General features: G+C 55.3%; 17 protein-coding genes. 8 read left to right on the forward strand and 9 right to left on the reverse strand.

Annotation, left to right across the window (positions count from 1 at the left end):
- Positions 1–14: 14 nt before the first annotated feature.
- Together P159_RS0104470 and P159_RS0104475 are read right to left on the reverse strand one after the other, a co-directional pair.
- A complete protein-coding gene (locus tag P159_RS0104470) occupies positions 15–1,556 on the reverse strand; it encodes a lactate permease LctP family transporter (RefSeq protein ID WP_029541816.1) in 1,542 nt (513 codons plus the stop codon).
- A 124-nt stretch (positions 1,557–1,680) separates the two neighbouring features.
- Positions 1,681–2,358: a uracil-DNA glycosylase gene (locus P159_RS0104475; protein WP_029541817.1), complete on the reverse strand. Its 678-nt coding sequence runs from the start codon at positions 2,356–2,358 to the stop codon at positions 1,681–1,683.
- Positions 2,359–2,752: 394 nt separating this feature from the next.
- Here P159_RS0104475 and P159_RS0104480 point away from each other — a divergent pair, with 394 nt between their 5' ends.
- Entirely contained in the window at positions 2,753–4,984 is a 2,232-nt protein-coding gene (locus P159_RS0104480) for a GGDEF domain-containing protein (RefSeq protein ID WP_029541819.1), read from the forward strand.
- 100 nt (positions 4,985–5,084) lie between these two features.
- The gene (locus tag P159_RS18375) at positions 5,085–5,573 is read left to right on the forward strand and encodes a flavin reductase (RefSeq protein WP_037376870.1); all 489 of its coding nucleotides are present in this window, start codon (positions 5,085–5,087) and stop codon (positions 5,571–5,573) included.
- On the opposite strand, the gene P159_RS0104490 is transcribed toward P159_RS18375, so the two are convergent.
- Entirely contained in the window at positions 5,570–6,523 is a 954-nt protein-coding gene (locus P159_RS0104490) for an AEC family transporter (RefSeq protein WP_029541825.1), read from the reverse strand. The two genes, P159_RS18375 and P159_RS0104490, sit on opposite strands and share 4 nt — an antisense overlap.
- A gap of 238 nt (positions 6,524–6,761) precedes the next feature.
- Here P159_RS0104490 and P159_RS0104495 point away from each other — a divergent pair, with 238 nt between their 5' ends.
- Entirely contained in the window at positions 6,762–8,282 is a 1,521-nt protein-coding gene (locus P159_RS0104495; protein WP_029541827.1) for an amino acid carrier protein, read from the forward strand.
- Positions 8,283–8,332: 50 nt separating this feature from the next.
- Here P159_RS0104495 and P159_RS0104500 read toward each other — a convergent pair whose 3' ends face one another.
- Positions 8,333–10,012 (reverse strand): AAA family ATPase, encoded by a 1,680-nt coding sequence (locus P159_RS0104500; protein WP_185753600.1) that lies wholly within the window; start codon positions 10,010–10,012, stop codon positions 8,333–8,335.
- 179 nt (positions 10,013–10,191) lie between these two features.
- A complete protein-coding gene (locus tag P159_RS0104505; protein WP_051650108.1) occupies positions 10,192–11,163 on the reverse strand; it encodes a cache domain-containing protein in 972 nt (323 codons plus the stop codon).
- A 193-nt stretch (positions 11,164–11,356) separates the two neighbouring features.
- Between P159_RS0104505 and P159_RS0104510 the strand changes: the two genes are divergently transcribed.
- A complete protein-coding gene (locus tag P159_RS0104510) occupies positions 11,357–12,121 on the forward strand; it encodes an HAD-IIB family hydrolase (RefSeq protein ID WP_029541833.1) in 765 nt (254 codons plus the stop codon).
- Positions 12,122–12,321: 200 nt separating this feature from the next.
- Positions 12,322–15,078, forward strand: a complete 2,757-nt coding sequence (locus P159_RS0104515; protein WP_051650109.1) for an ATP-binding protein — start codon at positions 12,322–12,324, stop codon at positions 15,076–15,078.
- A gap of 77 nt (positions 15,079–15,155) precedes the next feature.
- Here P159_RS0104515 and P159_RS0104520 read toward each other — a convergent pair whose 3' ends face one another.
- Complete coding sequence (locus P159_RS0104520; RefSeq protein ID WP_029541837.1) at positions 15,156–15,386, reverse strand: hypothetical protein; 231 nt, start codon at positions 15,384–15,386, stop codon at positions 15,156–15,158.
- A gap of 343 nt (positions 15,387–15,729) precedes the next feature.
- Here P159_RS0104520 and P159_RS0104525 point away from each other — a divergent pair, with 343 nt between their 5' ends.
- The 3 genes from P159_RS0104525 to P159_RS0104535 are packed head-to-tail and all read left to right on the forward strand — an operon-like array spanning position 15,730 to position 17,986.
- Entirely contained in the window at positions 15,730–16,413 is a 684-nt protein-coding gene (locus P159_RS0104525) for a response regulator transcription factor (RefSeq protein ID WP_029541839.1), read from the forward strand.
- Entirely contained in the window at positions 16,407–16,973 is a 567-nt protein-coding gene (locus tag P159_RS0104530) for a hypothetical protein (RefSeq protein WP_029541842.1), read from the forward strand. Before P159_RS0104525 ends, P159_RS0104530 begins: the two co-directional genes overlap by 7 nt.
- Complete coding sequence (locus P159_RS0104535; RefSeq protein ID WP_318253493.1) at positions 16,889–17,986, forward strand: HAMP domain-containing sensor histidine kinase; 1,098 nt, start codon at positions 16,889–16,891, stop codon at positions 17,984–17,986. The genes P159_RS0104530 and P159_RS0104535 overlap by 85 nt, the downstream gene beginning before the upstream one ends.
- Before the next feature lie 56 nt (positions 17,987–18,042).
- Here the strand turns inward: P159_RS0104535 and P159_RS0104540 are convergent, their stop codons facing one another.
- The 3 genes from P159_RS0104540 to P159_RS0104550 all read right to left on the reverse strand — a co-directional run bounded on the left by P159_RS0104540 (position 18,043) and on the right by P159_RS0104550 (position 22,748).
- Positions 18,043–19,137 (reverse strand): HAD family hydrolase, encoded by a 1,095-nt coding sequence (locus P159_RS0104540; RefSeq protein ID WP_029541845.1) that lies wholly within the window; start codon positions 19,135–19,137, stop codon positions 18,043–18,045.
- A 141-nt stretch (positions 19,138–19,278) separates the two neighbouring features.
- Positions 19,279–20,253: a DUF1266 domain-containing protein gene (locus P159_RS0104545; protein ID WP_029541847.1), complete on the reverse strand. Its 975-nt coding sequence runs from the start codon at positions 20,251–20,253 to the stop codon at positions 19,279–19,281.
- Positions 20,250–22,748, reverse strand: coding sequence for an SEL1-like repeat protein (locus P159_RS0104550; RefSeq protein WP_029541849.1), 2,499 nt, complete (start codon positions 22,746–22,748; stop codon positions 20,250–20,252). The genes P159_RS0104545 and P159_RS0104550 overlap by 4 nt, the downstream gene beginning before the upstream one ends.
- Positions 22,749–22,837: the final 89 nt, after the last annotated feature.

The following is a 22,837-nucleotide window of genomic DNA, read 5'->3' on the forward strand; positions in this document are numbered from 1 at the left end:
CAGCCCTGGTTTTCTCAGTCCAGCATGCCGCTGCCCAGGTAAACCAGGATGCCCAAAGCAATGGTAAAGGGGACATAGACCTTCATGGTCATGGATAGTATCTTGCTCTCGCTGCCCCTGCCTGCGGCGCCGATGGCGGCTACGCCGATGGCGATGCTCTGGGGGGCCACCAGCTTGCCGGCACAGGCCCCCACCGCATTAGCGGCGGCAATCCAGATCTGGCTTTTCTCCCCTGCGCCGATGGCAATGGCCGCATCAATCTGCAGCTTGCCCAGGAGGATGCAGGTACTGGTGCAGGAGCCGGTGATGAAGCCTCCTACCGAGCCGATGAAAGCGGAGATAACGGGATACATCAGCCCCGTAGCCGCCACGGTATGGTCAGCAATGGTGGTGGTCATGCCGCTGTAGCCCATGACTTTCGCCGTGGCGATGATGCTGATGATGGTGATGAAGGTAGGCTTGAGGCTGAAAAAGGTCTTCTTCAGCACCTGCAGCATATCCGACAGGGGCGTCTTCATGATGAAGCCGCTGAGGAAGGTGGCAAAGAAAATCACCATGCCGGGAGTGGCAATCCAGTGGAAGGTGTAGGGAGTGCCTCCCTCACCCTGATAGATCAGCACAGAGGTGCGGATCTGGGAAATGGAATCGTACACCGCCGGCACCAGCTTGCTGGTGATGAGCAGCAGGACGAAAATCAGCATGAAGGGCAGCCAGGCACCCAGGGCGGTCTTGCTGTCAATGGCAGGACGCGCCTCCTGCTCCAGCACATAGTCAGCATCCTCAGGAGGAAAGAGGCGCACGGTGCCGATAATGGCCCCCATGGTGCAGATAGCCCCTGCCACACCGGCCAGCTCCGGCCCCATCAGATATGATACCACCAGCTGGGCCAGCACATAGCTGAGACCTGCCGCAAAGCAGACTGGCACCATGCCCTTCAGGGCCTTCAGGCCGCCTCCGGCAATCACCAGCATGATAAAGGGGCAGAAAAGTCCCAAAAGCGCAGTCTGCAAAGCCACATAGGTGGCCAGCTGCACAGCGCTGGTGCCCATGATGCCCGCCGTAGTCACCAGCGGTATGCCGATGGAACCGTAGGCCGAGGGCACGAAATTGGCCACCAGGCAGACCCCCACAGCGCTGACGGGATTTATGCCCATGCCAGCCAGCATGCTGGCTGGGATAGCCACGGCGGTGCCAAAGCCCGCCATACCCTCCAGGAACCCGCCAAAGCCAAAGGCAATGAGGAGGATCAGCACCCGGTAGTCAGAGCTGACGGAAGCCAGCATGGCCTTGATGATATCCATGCCCCCCGTATGCACCGACAGATGATAGGTGTAGATAGTGGCGGTGATAATGAGCAGGATGGGCCAGCAGGCCAGGGCCGTGCCCTCCAGCATGGCGCTCATCATATACTCGGAAGGCATGCCGAAATAGACCACGCTGGCGAAGAATGAGAGGATAAGTGCCACCGGGCAGGCTTTCCAGGCCGCCATCTTCAGCCCCGACAGGGCCACAATGAGCCAGAGAATGGGCAGGACGGCAAAAAATAACAAAGTCACGAGGGGTCACCCCTTTTCAATAATTAATGATAAGGCGTTCGGGGCATGGGCAGGGCAACGCTTCACTTGAAATTTTTCCTGCGAAAAAATTTCACACGTTCCGCTTTTGCCCTGCCCATATCCCTCACTCAAGATCCGGCAGCTGCCAATCTATTGGCTCCTGGCCGGTCTTAACCAAAAATTCGTTCACCCTGGAAAAAGGCCTGCTCCCGAAGAATCCACGGAAGGCGGACAGAGGGCTGGGGTGCGGGCTTTCCACGATGAAATGCCGGGGATTGGTGATCATAGACTTCTTCCTGCGGGCGGGACTGCCCCAGAGAATGAAGGCCAGGGGCTTCTCACGCTGGTTCAGGAGCTCAATGATATGGTCAGTGAACTGCTCCCAGCCATGGCCCTGATGGGAGGCGGCCTGATGCTCACGCACGGTGAGCACAGCGTTCAAAAGCAGCACACCCTGCTCCGCCCAGGGCTTCAGGCAGCCGTTGTTGGGCACGGTGCATCCCAGATCATCCTGCAGCTCCTTGAAGATATTAAGGAGCGACGGCGGCGCCGGCACTCCCGGCAGCACAGAGAAGGAAAGGCCGTGGGCCTGCCCCGGACCGTGATAGGGATCCTGTCCCAAAATCACCACCTTCGCATCCTCATAAGCCGTATAGTGCAGGGCGTTGAAGATGGAGTACATATCAGGATAAATGCGGTGGGTGCGGTACTCACCTATGAGAAACTGCCGCAGTTCCCTGTAATAAGGCTTCTGCATTTCAGGCTCCAGCAGCCCCTCCCAGTCGTTCTTGAATATCTGCATGGAAACTCTCTCCTTAACTTCGATATTTAACCACAAGGGCCTAAAAATCCTTCCCGCCGCCCCATATTTTTTCACGGAGCGACGGGACTTTCATTTATGTTATTTAATATAGCATAAATATCCACAGGCCAACAAGGAGGACACTTGTCCCTTCCACGATATTTTCAGATTATAGCGAGCAAAAAAACAACTTATCCACACTGTGCACAGTTTTTGCTGTGGATATTGTGGATAAGTCGGTGATAAGCAGCTGATAATGGCGTAATTATCCACAGCAGCGGCTTTCGCATCTATGTTCCCTTGTGGATAAAACCTCTCTGAAGGGGAAGGATTTTCCCGCCCTGTGGCAAATATTATCTACAAATCCCCCAGACTATTGAGGAGTGCCTTCACCATGACATACAAAATCTTACTCGTGCCTCTGCTGGCGGCAGCCCTGGTACTCTCCATCTTTCTGTGGCACGACACCAACGGGCCTTCAGGCACCCAGGCACCGCCGCCTCCATCAGCTCATGAGGCTGCCCCTGTAGCCATCCGCATCGGCTACCTGCACCCCGATTCTGCCATAGCCAATTCCATAGACGTGCGCCATTTCTACGGCCAGCACCTGACCGAGCTGGCCAAGTACCTGGACTGGACTTACGAGCTGGTGGAAATCCCCCCTCAGGAGGCCGTGGAGCGCCTGAAGCGGCATGACGTCGACCTGCTGCTGCCCATGGAAGTGAATCCCCAGCGGCAGGACGAACTGGTCTACAGCAAGCACGCTTTCTTCCTGGATACTCTGGCCCTCTACACCAGGGAAGATGAAGAGCGCTTCCACTCCCATGATATTTCCAAACTGGACGGGGCCTCCGTAGGCCTGTATGAAAACCGGCTCATCAACGATACTTTCCTTGATTTCTGCCGGGAGAACAGGATACACCCCCAATTCCACACCTACGCGAATCAGGATGAAGTGCTGAACGCCCTGCGCACGAAACAAATCGACCTGGTGCTGGACAGCGCCACCAACATCACCGACGAGGAAAGCTTCCTCATGGCCTTTGATCTGCTGCCCACCAACATAGCCGGACTGAAGGAAAACCAGCACCTCATCGAAGACCTGGACAGGGCCGCGAAACTGCTCCAACGGGAGAATCCCGAATACACAAGGCTCCTGGAAGACAAATTCAGGGCCCACATGCGTCCCCTGATCACCACCTATACCCCCGAAGAAAGCTCCTTCATCAGTAGGAGCAAGCCCCTCAAGGTAGCCTTCTTCGGTGAGGCGCCTCCCTATGTGGAGTACACCACTTCCATGGACGATGTGCAGGGCATCTACCCGGATCTCTTCCGCCAGATGGAGCGAAACTCCGGCCTTTCCTTTGATTTCCTTCACTACTCCACTTATGACGATGCTGTGAAAGCTCTGAAGGAAGGCCAGGCCGATCTCATCATCGACACCTACTCTGCCCATATCAAGAACTACAGCAGCTTTGCCTACACCAACCTCCTATTCCTTCAGGAAATGACCTTCATCGGCCCCACTTCGGCAGATTTCACCAAGTTCGCCAGTGAGCCGCACACGCTGGCTCTGGTGAAATCCCAGTCCCCCTCAGGGCTGGTATACCTGCAGAACGAGCTGATTGGCTGGGAGTTCCGCCTTTACGATGACATCTCCGACTGCCTGGAAGCGGTGAAGCGGGGGGAAGCTGACTATACGCTCATCGATATCCTGAGGCTGCAGGCAGATCGGACCCTGCTCATGTATCCTACCCTGATGACTGTCCCCACCAGCTATATGAACATCCCCGTGTGCATCGTCATCAGCAGGCACCTGCCCCCCATCCTGAAAACCGTACTGAACAAATCCATCCTCAAGTTCACCACGGGACAGGTGGACAAACTGGTGCGGGCCAGAAGCCTGAATACACATCCCAGTTTCTCCCTCTACTACCTCTTCACCCACTATCCCCTGCAATCCGGCCTGTCTGTAGGCTTCCTGTTGCTACTCATCACCACCCTGATCTTTTCCATCCATCACAACAGGGATGAAAAGCGCCAGCGCCTGATCCTCACCCAGACCAACCAGGAATTGGAGGACACCTTGCAGGAGCTCTGGAAGGCCGAAAAATCCCGTGATGAATACAAGGAGCAGGCAGAGACAGATGCCCTCACCGGCGTGCTGAACAAAGCCGCCATGGAAAAATATGTGAAGAAGACCCTCGCTTCCCTGACCTCCTCAGAGAAGGTCTCCGATGCCTTCATCATCGCCGACCTGGACCATTTCAAGGAAGCCAACGACACCCAGGGCCACCAGTACGGAGATGATATCCTGAGGGACTTCGCCCATTCCCTCATCCGCCTTACCCGCCACCGGGACATCGTGGGACGCTTCGGGGGAGACGAGTTCGTCCTCTACCTGCGCAATATCCCCGAACCAGCCCTCCACGCCTTCGCCCAGCGCCTCATGACCGCCGCCCACAACCTGGACCCGGTGCAGAAGCCTCCCCTCTCTGCCAGCATCGGCATCGCCCTGATAAACCAACCCGGGCTCTCCTACGAGGAAGTATTCCATAAAGCTGACCGGGCACTGTATGATGTGAAAGAAAGCGGCAGGGACGGTTATAAGATTTATGATGAGTGACCTTTTTCACCACCCAGAAGCCCCCTTGGACAGAAGCGGAAAATTTGCTAAAATATTTCCAGATTCGATACATATTTGCAAATGAAAGGATTTTGTGCACATGAATATTCAGGACTTCACCACTCACCCCTTCACAAAAATGGACAAGGACTGGGCCATCCTCACCGCCGGCGTGGAAGGTGACTACAACAGCATGACCGTCAGCTGGGGAGCCATGGGCACCATGTGGGGCAAGCCCGTCCTCTTCCTCGTAGTCAAGCCCCTGCGCTACACCTATGAATTCCTCACCCGCCATGAGGAACTGACCCTCTCCTTCTATGACGAAGCACACAAAAAAGCCCTGGCCGTCTTCGGCAGCAAATCAGGCCGGGACACGGACAAGGCTAAGGAAACAGGCTTTACCCCCAAAGTGCTCACAGGGGGCGTGACCTACGAACAGGCGAAAGAAACACTCGTCTGCAAAAAACTCTTCATGCAGCAGCTGGACAAGGCAAACTATCCTGAATGCGCTCTGCCCTTCTACACTCCGGAAAAGGGAGAGGCAGGCCACTGCCTCGTGATTGCAGAAGTCACGTCCATCGAAGGCTAAACCAGCAGATAGAACAGCAGGGGGAACACCACCAGCAAATAGATTGCGGTGGTGAGGATAAAGGAGCACACCGCCAGATCCGTCCTCAGCTGATAGAGCTTCGAGGCCAGCACCGCATTGATGGCAGTGGGAGTAGAGGCCAGGATGATGAAGGTATTCAGGAGCACCGGGTCACGGAACACCAGCCGGCTGGAGAAGAAAATGAAGGCCGGCACCAAAAAGAACCTGATGGCACAGAGATCTATCGTGTATCTGAGATAATGCTTTGCCCTGCCAAAGTCCATGAGATAGCCCACGGGCATCATGGCCGTCCAGGCGCCGATATGCACCAGGCTCTGGAAGAACGGGGCAAGCTCCGCCGGACGCTCCACCCCCAGCCCCTGCAGGGCCAGTCCCGCCATCATGCCCAGTAGGGACAGCTGGTTCCAGGAGAAAAACATTTTCATAAAGCTGTGCAACCGGCTGCCTTGACGTATGGGCAGCCGGTTTTGTTTCAAGTAGAAATACTGGGACATGGGGAACACCAGGAGCACCAGCATGATGTTCTGGCAGGTGCCGATGAGCTGGGCATAGGCAAAGCCCGTCTCGTTGTAGAGAATGAAGGCGCAGACGCCCCCCAGGGTGCCGATATTGGCCAGCATGGCACTGGCGATGTAGGAGCCACGCACCAAAAGATTCTTGAACCGCCGCCCCAGCACCACCCCCACGGCCCCCGGAAAGAGGATAAACAAAAAGCCATAGAGTGGAATAAGGGCCAGGTCCCAGGAAAGGGGCAGCACCCAGAAAGACAGCAGGGACAGCATGGTATAGACCAGCCGCACATTGACCTTGATAAGCCGGTTGATATTTTTTTCCGATACCAGCTGCCTTTCCTTCAACCAATAGCCCACCGCCAGGGGAGCTATCAAGTCTGTCAGTACATAAACAAGCCGCAGGACAGAATCATCCAAAATACCACTTCCTTTGCTTCCCCTATTATCCCTAAAATCAACTGGCTGTGCAACCCCCTGACGCAGGAGGCCGTCTGCCGTACTCATTCTACACCTCCACAACGAAAGGTGAAGGCGGCAGCAAAGGGAAAATGTTACAATTTTACATGCTATTAGTCATTTTTTCACATATTCATATCAGGACAGTTATGCTAAAATGGGGGAAAAGTTGCCAGAATTATTGGAAGGGGTTTTTGCTATGTATGAACTAATCGGCAGCGTCTGCGCTGTATTCCAGGAACTGGCCGACCTGGTGTGGGGCTTTCCCACCAATCTTGACTGGTATGCCAGCCTGCCCATTATCGGAGAACTGCCTCTGGTCATCATCCTGCTGGTGGGCACAGGCATCTATTTCACCCTGAAGCTGGGCTTTGTGCAGGTCAGGTATTTTGGCTACGGCCTCAAGGTCCTGCTCCAAAAGCACAGGGAGGAGGAGCAGGGCATCAGCCCCCTGGCCTCCTTCCTGCTGTCCACCGCCATGCGTGTAGGTCCCGGCAATATCCTGGGGGTGACGGGAGCAGTTTCCACCGGCGGTCCCGGTGCCTTGTTCTGGATGTGGATGTCCGCGTTCTTTGGCATGGCGACGGCTTTTGTGGAATCCACCCTCTCCCAGATCTACAAGGAAAAACAGGGAGATGAATATGTGGGCGGCCTGCCCTGCTACGGCAGGAAGCTCCTGGGAGGCGCAGCCATCATCGGCGGCGCTCTGAGCTTCCTCTACATCATCTATGCCCTGCTCTGCATCCCGGCCCAGGGCTTCAACACCATCTCTGCCATGGCAGCCATCACCCAGAATGTGACAGGTGTGGAACTGGCCGCAGACGGCGCTCTGATCTGGGGCTTCTTCCTCCTGCTCATGGGCCTGACCACCTTTGCCATCTTCGGAGGGCTCAGGCGCATCACCCGCATCACCGATGTGCTGGTGCCCGTCATGGCAGTGGTCTATGTCTCAGCAGTGCTGGTGATGGTGTCCATGAACCTTGAGCTCCTGCCCTGGTTCTTCTACGTGGTGGTGACAGAAGCCTTCCGCCCTGAGCCCATCTTCGGCGGCGCCCTTGGCATCGCCCTTTCCCAGGGCATCAAGCGCGGCCTCATGAGCAATGAGGCAGGTCAGGGTACCCTCTCCATGCCTGCCGCCGTGTCAAATGCCAAGCACCCCTGCGAGCAGGGCGTTATCCAGGCCATCGGCGTCTTTCTGGACACCATGGTCATCTGCACCCTGACCGGCTTCGTCCTCATCATGGGCCAGGCCTGGCTGAAGGACGGCTCTGCCGCCTGGTTTGAACTGGGCCGCCTGGAGAAATTCCTTGCCTCCTGCGCCCAGATGCTGGGGGACGGCTCCGGCTACGGCCTGGCCACGCTGGTCATCAGCGTCTGCTTCGGCATCTTCGCCTTCACCTGCCTGCTGGGCTTCCTGTCCTTCTCCGAAATCTGCGCCCGGCAGATTTCCAACCACAGGGCCTTCATCACTGCAGTCCGCCTGGTGAACCTCTCAGTATTGGCCTTCGGCATGGTGACGAATATAGCAGGCTTCGACCTCAGCGCTCTCTGGAACCTCAGCGACTTCGCCAACATCGTCATGGTCTGCTGCAACCTGCCCCTTCTCTACCTAGGCTTCAACAAGGTGCAGAAGGCCTTTGAGACTTTCGAAAGCGAAGAAGGGAAATTCGACTCAGAGACCTTCGGCGCTCCGGTGCCGGTATGGGATGAGAGCAACTGAATAACTAAAAGAAGGGCAGGAGACGCGAAAAGCTCCTGCCCTTCTTCATATCACTTTTTCGTCTCAACATGGCACGTTTTCCCGCAAAAAGCTATGCCGTACTGCCAGACATCCTGTACCCCGCGCCGCTCAAATTCTGCAGTGTACTCATTTTCCTCTATCTGTGCCAAAGCTTCAATTGCCCGTTCCTGCAAATCCTCTTCCTTTTCCGCCACCTTGAATTCCAGCAAGGCACCAGCGGTCTGGTTCTTGCCTGGGAAAATGGCAACATCAAATCTGCCATAGCCGCTTTCTCTATTGGACACAACTTCGAAACGTGGCATCAAGGCAGCTAACAGCCCCAACACCAGACCGTGATAAAAACTCTCTTTTGCAGCTGTATCGTAGAAACTTGCCATAAGTCTCAGGAAATTCCCCAGCTGTTCCTCAAATTCCGAAACATCGCCACCCAGCAACGCTTGCAGCAATTTCTTCAAAAGCTTTGTATCCGAAGCCTGGCCTGACATATGGCGCATGACTTCCTTCTTGAATAAACTGCGTATTTCCCGATTGGGAATCCTCACGGTGCATTCATCATCATCTGCATATGGATCAGGAAAATCGACCATGGTGAGATAACCGGTATTCAGAAGCAACGAATACAAAGCATCGCTGTTTGCATAAATATCCTTGTAAATGACACCTTCCATCAACTCTGCCGATACGGCTTGTCCATGCAAAAGCGTAGCCAGTTCTCCTGTCTGCGCAGGAGTAGCCTCTTCCAACATATGCTGCAAGATGGCATTTCCCGAAGTATTGACCCAATAGGCAGCAGGACGGCAATCATGCTTGAAATAGCTTATGACCGACCAAGGATTGTATATTTCTTGCCCGTCAAAATTGTATCCATCATACCATTCCTTGATTTCAGGCAGTTTCTCCTCCACCTGGAAGTCAGCTGCCATCTTCTGTATTTCTGCAAAGGTAAAGCCCATAGAATCCAAATACCCTCCAGAAGCCACACTTGCCACTTCCAGATTGTTCAGCGAACTGAAGATGCTCTCCTTGGCAATCCTGAGCACTCCTGTCAGCACGGCAAAGTCCAGGTTGGGATTTGACTTCAACACAGAGCTCAGGTAGTTCCGCACAAAATCAATGGCTTCACCATAATAGCCATAATCCCAGGCCGATTGGATGGGGGCATCATACTCATCTATCAGCACCAGCACGTTTTTCTTATGGAAGCGCTTCAGATATTCCACCAAATTGCTAAGAGAATACTGCAAATCCCTTAGATTCGCTTCCATAGCCAGAATAGATTGGAATACCTTCTTTTCCTCTGGGAAAAGTGCGTCCCCCTCCAACAAGTAACGGAATTTCTTGTAAGTGTTCTTTGTCAGTTCTTCAAAACCAGCCAACAGTCTGTCAAAGTCCAATGCCTTGATATCCTTGAGACTCAAGAACACAACCGGCCGCGACCCCTGCTCTTCCATATACCGCTCACCAGCTTTTTCTATCCTGGTGCCTTCAAACAGTACACGATTGTCCTCTGCCGCCTCATTGGAAAAGAAATAATAAAGCATGCTCATGGCCAGGGTCTTGCCAAACCGCCGGGGCCGGGTGATCAGGGTGGCTTTGGCATGACCGTCTATCAAGGTCTTGATGAACTCCGTCTTGTCCACATAGTAATACTCTTCCCGCACCTGCCGAAAGTCATCCACCCCCACGGGCATTATATAATGCTGCTTCATAGCCTCCCCCCCTTTCATGGAAAATTTCTTCTTTGCTTCAATTCTAGCAAAAGTCTTTCAGATGTCAACAACCACAGTAGCAAAGAAGGCAGGAACCCCAAAGCGCTCCTGCCCTGTTTCATGGTATATTTTTCTGAGCAAGACCTTACGCATGCTCGCTGGGGGCCTTGCTATGTCTGCTAAGTGCGTATGATACGGCCTATCAAGACCTTGATGATCAGGATAAATAAGCCCAGGAGCAACGCGAAGATCGTGATGATCTTTTGGCTCCATCTCTGCCAGTCTGCATTTATCTCCTCCACAGGCACAGTTAGATTCAGGCGCATGCCATTGCTCAGGGGAAGCCAGACGGCCTGCTTTTCAACACCTTCGAAAACATAGTGGATGAACTTGTTCTTGCTCAGAAGTCCTTCCGGCACCTGGGGCTGCTCCTCCATGGTCATGACATCCATGCGGGGATGATAGATGATATTCCCCTCTTTATCATTGATAAAGGCATAGCCGTTGTCATACAGCGTGATGTTATCTACAATCTTTGCCACCACAAAGTAATCCAGCTCAATGCCCACGACCCCCACAAACCTTCCGCCATAGTAAACAGGGACATTATAAGAAAACACTCTCGCTCCCAGATTATCCGTGAAATATGGCGGCAGCCATACAGCCTTGCCGCTGGCCTTGGGCACAGTGAACCAGACCAGCTTGGAGGTATCCCTGGTATCGTAAAGGGATATATCCGTCACCTCATGCCTGACGATGCCTTCATCATTGGCCACATACCAAAAGCCCTTGACATTCTGGGACACCGCTGGGTCTATGCGGTAGTAATAAGTCAGGACCCCGTTGGTTTTATGGACCAGCTTGTTGAAGATATCACCGGTCCGTTCCAGGTGCGCCTGCAGCTTTTCATCCTCCAGGCCATTCAGGTCGGATCCCACGTAGGCAGAAACCATCTCCACCGACTGCTCGACGCTCTGGAAATAAGCATCCAGATTTTTCTGTCCAGTCTCGCACATCAGCAAAAGCATTTGGTCAGCATAGCGATTGCCGATATTCCTCAGGGCTGTCACGCCTAAAAAAGCGACGATGCTCATCGCTGCCACAATAACGCACACCGTGGCAGCTGTTATTTTGGTCTTTAGCGAATCCATATCATCACCCCCAGGGTGATACTTCGCTGCTACGGGCGCAAATCCTCCTGCCAAAAACAAAATTCCCCAGCTCTGACAGCGCTTGTCTCAAGTCTAATATAGGCATATCATTTCTTTTATGATAAAATCAATGTGGTGGGAAGGCTTCTCACCTTTAAGCAAAGTAGACAAGCTTTCGCAAAAGGAGGACCTGATGAAGATAGCGGCAAGCGATTTTGATGGCACCCTGTACCATGAGGGAAAAGGCATCAGCCAGGATACCCTGGCCGCCATAAAAAAATGGCAGCAGGCTGGAAATAAATTTGGTCTGGTCACAGGCCGCAACATGCACCTGGTGCGGATTGGCCTCAAGGGTTTTGATATCAAGCTGGATTTCTGCGTAGGCCTCAACGGAGCCGTGATATTCGACGGCGAGGAACAGGAAGTCTTCAGTAGCGAAATGCCCAAAGAAGCCGTCAAGGCCCTCTGGCAGCATGAGATTGCCCGGGAAAGCCCCTATGTCATGACCCTGCGGGGCAAGGAGACCTTCGCCAAATGGCGCGACAAAAGCTGCTGGGATCCTCCCCTCCACGACAACATTCCCGAAATCCCCCAGGAGGAGGCCCAGAATCTGCCCCATGTATTGCAAATGTGCTTTTCCGCCCCCACGGCAGAAAAAGCAGCGGAACTGGCCGCAGACGTCAGCCGGCACTTTGCCAGCCAGCTCTCAGCTGAAGCCAACCTCCACTATGTGGACGTCTGCGCCGCCGGCAACACCAAGGCCACCGGCCTCGCCCGACTGCAGGAAATCATGGACTGGCAGAAGTTCCCCCTCTGCGTCATCGGCGACGACCTGAATGACCTTTCCATGATTGAGCGATTCCAGGGCTTTGCCATGGCCGGCGGCAATCCCCTGGTCAAAGAAAAAGCCAGCGGCATCTTTGACTCAGTGGGAAAAATGCTGGAAGCTAACCTTTGAATCATCCCCAGCCACCAACAAAGAGACTTGCCCACACTTCGGCAAGTCCTTCTTCCCCCCGCCCTGCCCATGATAATCCAAGGCCGGCAAAAAAATCCCTGGCGTAAGCTTCAAGGATTTTTGCCGGCCTTGTCGAATTTATACCAAGAGTATATGCAATTATGTCACGCCCCAGATGGCAGAAGGAGCAAGGTGGCATTATGAACGGAAAGAAAGCGAAGGCCAGGGAATTCTTTGACAAATTCTTCCTCCGGGCCTTGATGGAGTTTGTGGCCCTGGCAGCTGTTATCAGCCTGCTTGGTACTTATGTCTACGACAAGATGGACATCCTGCTCATTGACTCCCTGAAGGAAGCCGTGGCCCAGCAGAGTCAGAGCACCGCTTATGTGCTGGGGGAGCGCTTCCAGCACAAGCTGGACGAGCTTGAGTCCCGGGCAGAACTGGTGCAGCAGGGAGAGATTTCCCCAGAGGCCGCGGTAGCCATCGCCACCATCGGCACCAAGGACGGCAGGAATCGGGGGATCCTGCGGCAGGACAATACAGCCTTGGCAGGCACGCCCCTGCCCTCCTCAGCCTTTGCCGCCATTGGCCGGGTCTGGCTGGAGCAACAGGTCATCGAATACCGCCAGGGCATCGGCCTCATCTTCGCCATCCCCTTTGACCTGGCGGGGGAGATGTGCATCTTCTATGAAGTCTTTGACGATGAAGCCGTCCAGTCTTTTTACAAGATGATGAGCTACAACGGCAAAGGCACCCTGGTACTGGGCTCGGACTTCAATGACTGGGTCCTGCTGTCTGGGGGACTGTACCCCGAAGTGACAGAGGGGAAAATGCCGAATTTCAACGAGGCCTGGCAGAAAATCCAGCGCTCGGAAATCCTGCCCCAAAGCACCAATTCCAGCTACGCCGAGGACGAAGAATACGCCTTCTTCTTCCACAGTACCTATATCTCCCCAAAGGACCATCTGCTGCTGGCAGGCTATGCGGAGTGGGATGATGTGGTGGTGGGCATAGACTACATCTACACCCTCATGAAGATGGTGTTCTATGTAGTGCTCATCCTGCTGTTCGTGCTGGTGGGGTACCATATGCGCACCCAGCAGCTGAAGCATTCCGAGCACCAGAGCGCCCTGGCCGAATCCGCCAACCGGGCCAAAAGCGATTTCCTTTCCCGCATGTCCCATGAGATCCGCACCCCCATCAACGCCGTCATGGGCATGGACGAGATGATCCTTCGGGAGGCCAAGGACCCTGCCATCCTGGAATACGCCCAGAATCTCCAGAGCGCAGCCAGGACTCTGCTGGAGCTCATCAATGACATCCTGGATTTCTCCAAGATCGAAGCGGGCAAAATGGAAATCATCCCCGCAGAATACCAGCTGGGCTCCCTGCTCAACGATTTGGTGAACATGATCCAGAAGCGGGCAGAAAACAAGGGACTCACCTTCCAGGTGGAGGCAGACCCAAAGCTCCCCACCACCCTGTTCGGCGATGAAGTGCGCATCAAGCAGGTGGTGACCAACCTCCTTACCAATGCTGTCAAATACACGGAAAAAGGTGGTGCGCGGCTGAAAGTTGGTTTCCACCCCATAGACGGCAAGCTGATTTCCCTGGAGGTAAGCGTCAGCGATACAGGCATCGGCATCAAACAGGAGGACATGGAAAAGCTGTTCTGCTCCTTTGAACGCATCGAGGAAAAGCGCAACCGCAACATCGAAGGCACAGGGCTGGGCATGAACATCGCCCATCAACTGCTGGCCATGATGGGCGGCGAGCTGAAAGTGGAAAGCGTCTACGGCCAGGGCTCCACCTTCAGCTTCCAGATTGTCCAAAAGGTGATTAACCCAGCCCCCCTGGGAGATTTTGAAGAAGCCTATCATCAGTCCCTCTCCTGCCACAAGGATTATCAAGTTTCCTTCCGGGCACCTGAGGCAAAAATCCTGGTAGTGGACGACACTGTGATGAACCTCACCGTGGTCAAAGGCCTCTTGAAGCAGACCAAGATTCAGATTGACACAGCCCAAAGCGGTCAGGAATGCCTGGGACTGGTGCAGAAGGAAAAGTACGACATCATCTTCCTGGACCACATGATGCCCGGCATGGACGGCATTGAGACCCTGTACGCCATGAAGTGCCTGGAAGTGAACCTGAACCAGGCCACCCCTGTCATATCCCTGACAGCCAACGCCATCCGGGGAGCCAGGGACCAATACCTGGCAGCAGGATTCCAGGACTATCTCACCAAGCCCATCAACTGTACCAAGCTGGAAGAGATGATCCTCAAATACCTCCCCCCGGGCAAGGCAGCAGAAATCACACCGGAAGAGGGCGCTCAGGAAGCAGTGGCAGAGGAAGCTTTGCCCTTGCCTTCATGGCTCACGGAAACCCAGGGACTGGACACCGCCGCCGGCATAGGGCACTGCGGCAGCAATGCAGCCTATCTGGATGTGCTGACAGTCTTTGCAGGCTCCATACAGAGAACAGCCAAAGAAATCGAAGAATATTTCCAGCAGGAGGAATGGAAGAGCTACACCACCAAGGTCCACGCCCTGAAATCCACTGCCAAGATCATCGGCGCCGCCGAGCTGTCCGAAAGGGCCAGGCGCCTGGAGGATGCAGGGAATGCCGGCTATATAGACGAAATCCGCCAGGACCACCGCCCCCTGATGGAGCTCTACCTCACCTATGCGGAGAAACTTGCCCCCCTGATGCCCAAAGAAGAAGACACCAGCGAAAAGCCCCCCATCGACCCTGGGGAACTTGCCGAAGCCTTCGAAGCCATGAGCGAGATAGCCGCCACCTTCGACTACGACTCCCTGCAGTTCATCTTCGAGTCACTGGACGGCTACCACCTGCCAGAAAAAGAGGCAGGTCTGTATAAGGAAATCAAGGCAGCAGCAGCCGTGCCGGACTGGGATAAGGTAAAAGAACTGCTGGAGCAGGCCAAAGAAGCGTAACCCTGCAAGAAAAAGCGGGCCCTTCCGAAGAAACTTTCGGAAAGGCCCGCTTTTGACAGGTTGACTATAGCCAGGGATTACTGATTCTGGTCGTTGTTCCAGCAGGATCCATCATGCCTGCCGCAGCCGGGACCGCCGTGACGGCCGTAACCACGACCGCAGTACCAGCCGTCGCTGTTGTCATTGTCGGACAGATGACGGATGTTCTGGCAGGGCTGGCCTGCTGCCACCTCGGGAGTGGCGGCGAAGGCAGGGACAGCGGTGAACATGGTGGCGATGGCTAAAAGTGATGCGATTTTCTTTTTCATAGCAGTTACCTCCTAAGGTTGTTGCGTTGTTTCTCTCTTACAGTTAGTATTATGACATAGGTTTGTGACAAAAGTGTTACGTTTTTTGAAAAAGTTTGCTACACTGTATTTACGTTTCGGCTGTTCATTTTCTCTGACGCAGAGAAAACGAACCAAAAGGTAAACATGCCGGTGGCATGTTTACGCGGACTGAAATCACATCCTATGATTTCCGCGTCCGCGGGGCCCATCCATGGGCCCTGGGGTTCGGGAGTTCGGCCTCGTTGCCTGATGGCAACATCGGGGTGACGGAGTGAAAATTCACTACTCCATTAGCATAAACCATTCCCAAGAGGTAATTATCATGAAACTATTAATTGCAGATGACAACGCTGACATACGCGATATACTTTCAACCTTTGCAGAGGGCGCTGGCTTTGAGGTTGCCACTGCTGCCAATGGCAGGGAGGCGCTTAATCTGGCCCTGCAGGGGGATATTTCCTTATTGCTGTTAGACGTAATGATGCCGGAGCTGGATGGGTTTGAGGTTTGCAGGGAGATTCGGAAGGTTTCTGACCTGCCTATCATTATGATTACCGCCCGGGGGGAGGACTATGACCGGATCATGGGGCTGGAGCTGGGGGCTGATGATTATGTGGTGAAGCCCTTCTCTCCTGCCGAGGTGATGGCCAGGGTGAAGGCGGTGCTCAGGCGGCTGCCCCATGATGAAGATGAGGGGGAGAAAATAGCCCTGGGCAACCTTACCCTGCTGAAGGACAAAGGGGAAGCTCTGGCAGGCGGCAGTGCCCTTGCTCTTACCCACAAGGAATACGACCTGCTCTTTCTTTTCCTGTCCAACAAAGGCCGGGTCTTTTCCCGGGACGAACTGCTTGACCGCCTTTGGGGCTATGACTACACAGGGGATACCCGCACGGTGGATACCCATATACGGCGGCTGCGGGCAAAGCTGGAAAAAGCAGGCGCGAAGGGCCTTGTCCTCGCCACCGTCTGGGGCCGGGGCTACCGCCTGGAGGAAGCACCATGCTGAAGCCCAAAAAACTCACCCGCAAGCTCTGGGGCTACTTTGCCCTGAGCCTGCTGATCTTCTCCCTGCTGATGGGAACTGTCTTCGCCTTCCTCTTCGTTGAATATAACCGCCAGTCCCATCAAGAAGAGATGCGCCATCAGGCAGCGACTTTGGCAGAGGCATATCCAACCTTCAGAGAGGCAGGCTTTTTGGCACCAGAGAACCTGTCTGCCGCAGAAACCGCCCCGAGCCGCCATGGCTCACGCCACGGCATGAGGGGCAGCGGCAACGCTTCCGTCCCCGGCATGGGGCAGTGGTGCAGGCACAACTACAACCTGCAGGACTCCGGCACGACAGGAGAAAGCCACCGGGCCGCCTTCCTGCAGGAAATGAACCATTTGGTGCAGGGCACCATCTGGATTGTAGATGAGAAAAGCCGCACCATCAGCGCCTACGGGAAAGAAAGCAGCCAGGCTATGACAGGGCTGCCCCGGCGGTGGAGGAGGTCCTGCAGGAAGTGCTCTCCGGTGGAACACCTGTGGCAGATTCCTTCTCCTCTCTCTTTGCAGAACCCATGGTGACAGCAGGCGCCCCCATCAGGGACAGCGCAGGCAACGTACAGGGGGCAGTGCTGGTGCACCGTCACCTTGCTGATTTGCAGGAAGCAGAATACACGGGGCTGAAAATCCTTGGGTCTTCGCTGCTGCTGGGCTTGCTTCTTACCGCCCTGCTGGCAGCGGCTCTGGCCCGTCACTTCATCGCCCCCCTCTACGCCATGAAAGACACCGCCGAAGCCTTCAGGAGCGGGGATTACAATGCCCGCACAGGACTCGCGCAAGATGATGAGCTGGGCCTTCTGGCAGGCAGCCTTGACGAACTGGGCCGCCGCCTTGGAGAAGCAGAAGCGGAGCGGAGCCTCTTGCAAAGGCAGCGGCAGGAATTCCTGGCCGCCGTATCCCACGAACTGCGCACACCTCTCACGGTCATCAAGGGCACCTGGGAACTGCTGCAGTCAGGCTTTGTGACGGAGGAAGGCAAACTCACAGACTGCCGCCGCAGGATTGAAGAAAACCTCTCCATGCTGGAACGACTGGTGCGGGATCTCCTGGAACTCACCCGCCTGCAAAGTCCTGGCTTCGAAGTGCAGAAGGAACAGCTTGACCTAGCCGAGCCTTTCAATGAAGCCCTGCGAAGCGCCCGCACCCTGGCAGAGAAAAAAGGCGTTGCCATAAAGGCAAACCTCCCCTCTCCCCTGCCCTTCACCGGTGACTATGGGAGACTCCGGCAGCTCCTGCTGGTATTGCTGGACAACGCCGTCAAGTTCTCCCCTGCAGGGACAGCCGTAGAAGTTGAAGGCGAACTCAGCGGCCAGGACTGGCAGCTCCAGGTCACAGACCATGGCCCCGGCATCCCCCCGGAGGACCTGCCCCATATCTTCGACCGCTTCAAGAAAGGCGGCCAGGACAACGCCCAGGGCACAGGCCTGGGACTGGCCATTGCCAGAGAGATTGCCCTGAGGCATGGCATTGAGCTGACCTGCGAAAGCCGCCAGGGAGAAGGAGCTTCCTTCATCCTCAAAGGAAAAACTGCATAGATAGATGCCCCCTGCAGCCACAAGCCGCAGGGGGCATCCTATTTCCTTGATATATCTTACTTTGCTTCCCTCTTCACATTATCCCCATAGATGGTCTTGAAGTCCTTCTTCATGGAGATAGTGGTCCAGCCGCGCTCCTTGGCAAATTTCTCCTGCTTCGCAGCCTTGGCCAGGTTGCCCAGTTCCCTCTCTGTGTCATCGCAGAGCACGTAGAAGGACATGGTGCGGTACTTGTCGTTCTGCAGGTTGAATTCCAGCATGCCGCTGTCGCCCATGGAGTTGCCGAAAGCCAGCACCGGGCGCTTGCCAATCTCGGTGAAGATGCTGAAGATCTTGTTGCAGTTGCCGTTCTCACCCAGGAACACATCGGAACGCACCACTTTTTCCTTGTGGCGGTCATAGAAGTGCTTGTCCGGCGCCTCAGAGCCCATGCCAGTGGTGACATAAGCCACGTTGGAGCCAATCATGTGGTCCAGGGGAATGTCCAGCACGCCGTCCACCAGGCAGCGGAGGATCTCACGCTCGCAGGCAGAATCCATATAGACAGTGAAGCCGTTGTTCTGCAGGTAGGAAACAACTTCCACCATGGGCAGATAATAAGCCTCGCCGCGCTTCAGGTTCGTGAGGCCAACCTCGTTGGTCTCCATGAACTTCTTCACATAGTCGGAGTACTCTTCCTTGGTCATGCCCGCATAGGACTTGCGCATCTGCTTGGCAAACTCCGTCCCCAGCTCCTTGGGAATGGACTCCTTGTTCATGATGTAGGGCTTCACCTTGCTGGCGATATCCTTCATCTCCGGAGTAGCAGCAAAGTCCTTGTCCTCCAGGGCGCGATGCAGGAACATCATTTCCTGGAAATAGTAAGGAGCAGTCTCGCAGTAAAGGGTGCCGTCCAGGTCAAAGGTGGCGATGCGGTCCTCAGGCGGGATGTAGTTCTTGCTCTTGGGATTGGTGATATCCTTGACGTACTTAACCAGAGCCTTCTGACTGGGGGCATTCTTCTCCCAATACTGGAAATCAGCAGCCGTCTGCACATTGATAGCAGCCAGCTCCTCACGGCTGGCAGCATCAGCTGCCGTGAAAGTGCCAAAAGCAAACATACCTGCCATCAGGGCAGCGATAACTTTCTTTTTCAGAAACAGAGTCTTCATCAAATAAACCTCCCAAATTCGTCCCGTATTTCTCACGCTAACCATTATACGGGGCGAAACGGAAGCAAACAATCCAAAAAACTGCAAAAATATCCGTAAAAATGAAGTAAACCTGATTGAAGGCCTGCCTGTCCCAATATCTTACCAGGTCCTGGCCAGAGGCGTATCAAAGGGCAGGGCGTAGGGGTTTTCCGCGGATTCCTTCAGTTCCCTGAACATCTCCGCCCTGAGCTTTGCTCCTTCCTCATCCTCCAGTTCCTCGGCGTAGCCCTTTACGTAAGCCTCGCTCATTTCCTCCCAGCTATGGACGAGTTTTTGTATGCGCTGCCCTGCCGTCACGGCACAATTCATGGCCTCCCGCAGGGTGATATATCCTGCCAGGAAGGCACTGCCCGAAAGCTGGCAGGCCCGCTGCAGGTCATAGACTCCTTTTTCTCCCGCCACCAGCTCCTGCAAATTGCAGATCATCTCCGGGCGGCTGTTGGTATCCCATCTCCCGGACAGCATGAGGCTGGCCGAAGCCCTGCCAATGGGGTCATAGGGCTGGAAGCCGCCGAACTCATGGATATCCCATTGGTTCAGCCGCCGGTTGACAGCATTCACAGCGCAGACCCACTGCCGTACATTCCACGGCACCTCCTGCCAGCCCAGTCTTTCCAGGGGCAGATGGATCGTTGCATCCTCCTCCCGCTGCCACTGCCGCAGCTGATCCGCCACCTGCGGCTCCATGGCGCTGCGAATGGATTCTTTTCCCTCCTGCAGTTCCCTCACAAAGCGCCGGGGGTAATGGCAGATAAGCCAGCCATATACTTTTCCCACATCCTCCCCGTAAACTGCGAAACGGTAAAACTCGTCCTTGTCCGCTCCGGCATCTATATCCTCCCAGAGCTGCACCTCCAGGCAGGTGACCTTCTTATCCTCTATCCAATAGCGGAAATCTCTTATATCATCCGTATCATAGACCTTGTCCGTGCCCGTCATGGTGAAGGCGTCCTCTGAGCAGAAATGCACCTGGCCGGGCTTTTTCAGGCCAATCATACGGCGGAAGATGTCACCGAAGGTGAAGAGTGAAATATCTGCCTCCACGGAAAAAGGCTCCAGGGAATCAAGTCTCACAGGCACTCACTCCAATCTTCCGCCGGGGCCATGCCCTCCAGTTCCTCCCGGGCCGCCTCAAGGCCGGCTGCGGCGGCTTCTTCCAGATAGTGACGGCAGCCTGCCATATCCTCCCTGTCCCGGCAGTAGTGGGCCAGCTCATAGGCAGCGGGAGAGTAGCCTGCCTGCTCTGCCAGATGCAGCAGCTCATAGGCGGTGCGGTCGTACCTTTCCGCATCCAGTTCCAGATAAGCCTGAGCCAGCAGCACCCTGCCCTCATTCTGCCAGGCCTGGCTCTCAGAGACTACCCTCTGCAGGCACTCGACGGCCTTCCGGGGGTCGTGCCAGTCACCTTCATCCCGCATGGCCACACAGGCCCGGGCGTACATGGCCTGATAATCCCCCAGGGCTGCCCCCTTGTCATAGCACTCCACGCATTTGTCAAAGTCCTCCACTGTCCCGACCCCATGGAGATAGCAAAGGCCCAGCTGTGACCAGGCATCGGCACAGCCCATTTCTGCCGCCTTGGTCAGATAGCAGAAAGCCTTGTTGCCGTCCCCCTCGGGATTTTGCAGATTGAGCCTGCCCAGAGAGTACCAGGCCAGCTGCACATCGTCCGCATCCTCCGACAGAGTGGCGTTGAGGAACCACTGGGCAGCGGTTTTGAAATCATCGCAGTAATGTATGCCCAGCTGATTCATGGCATGGCCGCAGCCAAGCTGGGCCGCTTTTTCCCAAGCCGCTATCCTGCCCTCCTCATCTCCCCGGGCGTGGCAATCCCTGGCCTCATTCAGCAGCCTGTTCCAGGCGAGGATCCTTCCACCCCTCGCATCCTGCTGCCAGCCTGAGTTCCCAATGCCCTTTCCTGCCAGCCAGCCCTTAAGACAGGCCAGCACCTTGCCTTTATCCATCTCATACCGTTCAAAGCAGCTGCCTCCCAGATTGGCAAAAAGCCTGTACCTGCCCTCCTCGAAGTAAACCCGCAGCCTGTCGTCCCCGGCCAGAGCACCCAGGAAAATACTGAAGTAAGCCCCCCGGGCAAGGAGATCCAAAGCTATGGCAATTTCCTCCTCCCCGTACTCCTTGAATGTAACCCCGCACCCCTCAGAGTGGAGGATGCCCAGCTCACAGGCCTGCATTTTCTGCCGGAAGCGCCCCTCCTGCCAGCTGCGGATAGTATCTGCCCCTGCAAATTTTTCTTTCTCCTCCTCGGGAGTTCCGACAAGGGTCCAGTAAATGCCGCAGGACAGGCTGTGGGAACTCCTTTCCCAGGGCAGTTTCTCAAGGCTGCGCCGGAGATTCCCCCGCACCTTCTGATGGTATTTTTTCGCCAACTCCCTGTCTTTGGCCATATCCCCATATCCATGGGCATAGACTTCACCCAACAGATAGCTGAGGCAGTCCTGCATATAGGGGTTGAGGGTGGGATTTCTCTCCTGGCGCCTCACTTCCTCCAGGATAGACCGTGCCGCCAACCGCCTGTCTATCAAGGTGCCCTCCCCGTAGAGCTTGCAGTAGCACATGATGGGCATGATGTCATCGTAGCGGTAAGTGCCCTGAAAGGGCAGGATTCTATCCAAAGCTCTTTCGCACCAGGAAAAGGCCGCCTCAAAATCAGGCTCCCCCAGCTCCCCGGTGAAATACATGGCCGCGGCCTCATACATGGCTTCCACATGGCCTTTTTCTGCCAAGGGCAGGAAATATTCCTCCAAAGCAGCCCCGGGGGCAGCTGTTAGGCCTTGTCCATAGCGCAGCATCTTCCCCAGCTTGCAGCGGGCATTGCTGCTCCCCAGAGCCGCTGCCCGCTGATAAAAGGGCAGGGCCTGCCGGTAATCCTCATTGTCGTAGTATTTCTGCCCCACACCCCAGAGCACATAGGGCACTTCTTCCTCGCAGAAACGCTTCTCATAGGCCAGCACCTTGTGATAGCAGGAAAGGTCCCCCGTCTCATGATAGATGCTTATGGCACAGTCCGTATACACATCCATGGCCCAGGGCAGCCCCGCATCCAGGGAGGCCTCCAGATAGGGCAGAGCCTCCTGCACTTTCTCGCTCTTATCCCGATGCTTGCAGGTGATGACATCCAAACTGCTGTCCTCATAGCAGGCCCCCAGGAAGAAGGCCATCAGCGGCTCCCCGCCTTCCCCTGCATATTCCTTCGCCTCCTCAATCAGGGCCTCGGCACTGCCCCAATGGGAAAGCACCTGACTGTACTCCGAAGGCAGGAACCCCCTGTATTCAAAAGCAGAAAGGGCACCTGCGACGCTGCCTCCCTTGAGGCTCTGCTGAAGGCATGCCTCCATCTTCTCCTTGTCCCACACGGGGTCAAGCCCGCTGGTTTCCCATACCGCTGACTGCCCCATATAAGTGCGGGCCAAAAGCCCCCAGGCATCTGCATCTCCTGCCTGAGCCTCCTCCCGCAAGATCTCCTGCCCCCGCGCCGCACTCTCCGGATCATAATGCCCCCAGAGCAAATCCACAGCCTCATGCACTGCCGGGCTGAACCTTTTCGCCATAGTCATCGCTTCCTTCTAAGAATAGAGTATGTATGTTAGCGTATTTAATCTATGGCAATATCGTACAGCAGGAATATTAGAGTTCTCTT

It is taken from the genome of Selenomonas sp. AB3002 (genome assembly GCF_000702545.1).
Lineage (GTDB): Bacteria > Bacillota > Negativicutes > Selenomonadales > Selenomonadaceae > Selenomonas_B > Selenomonas_B ruminantium_A.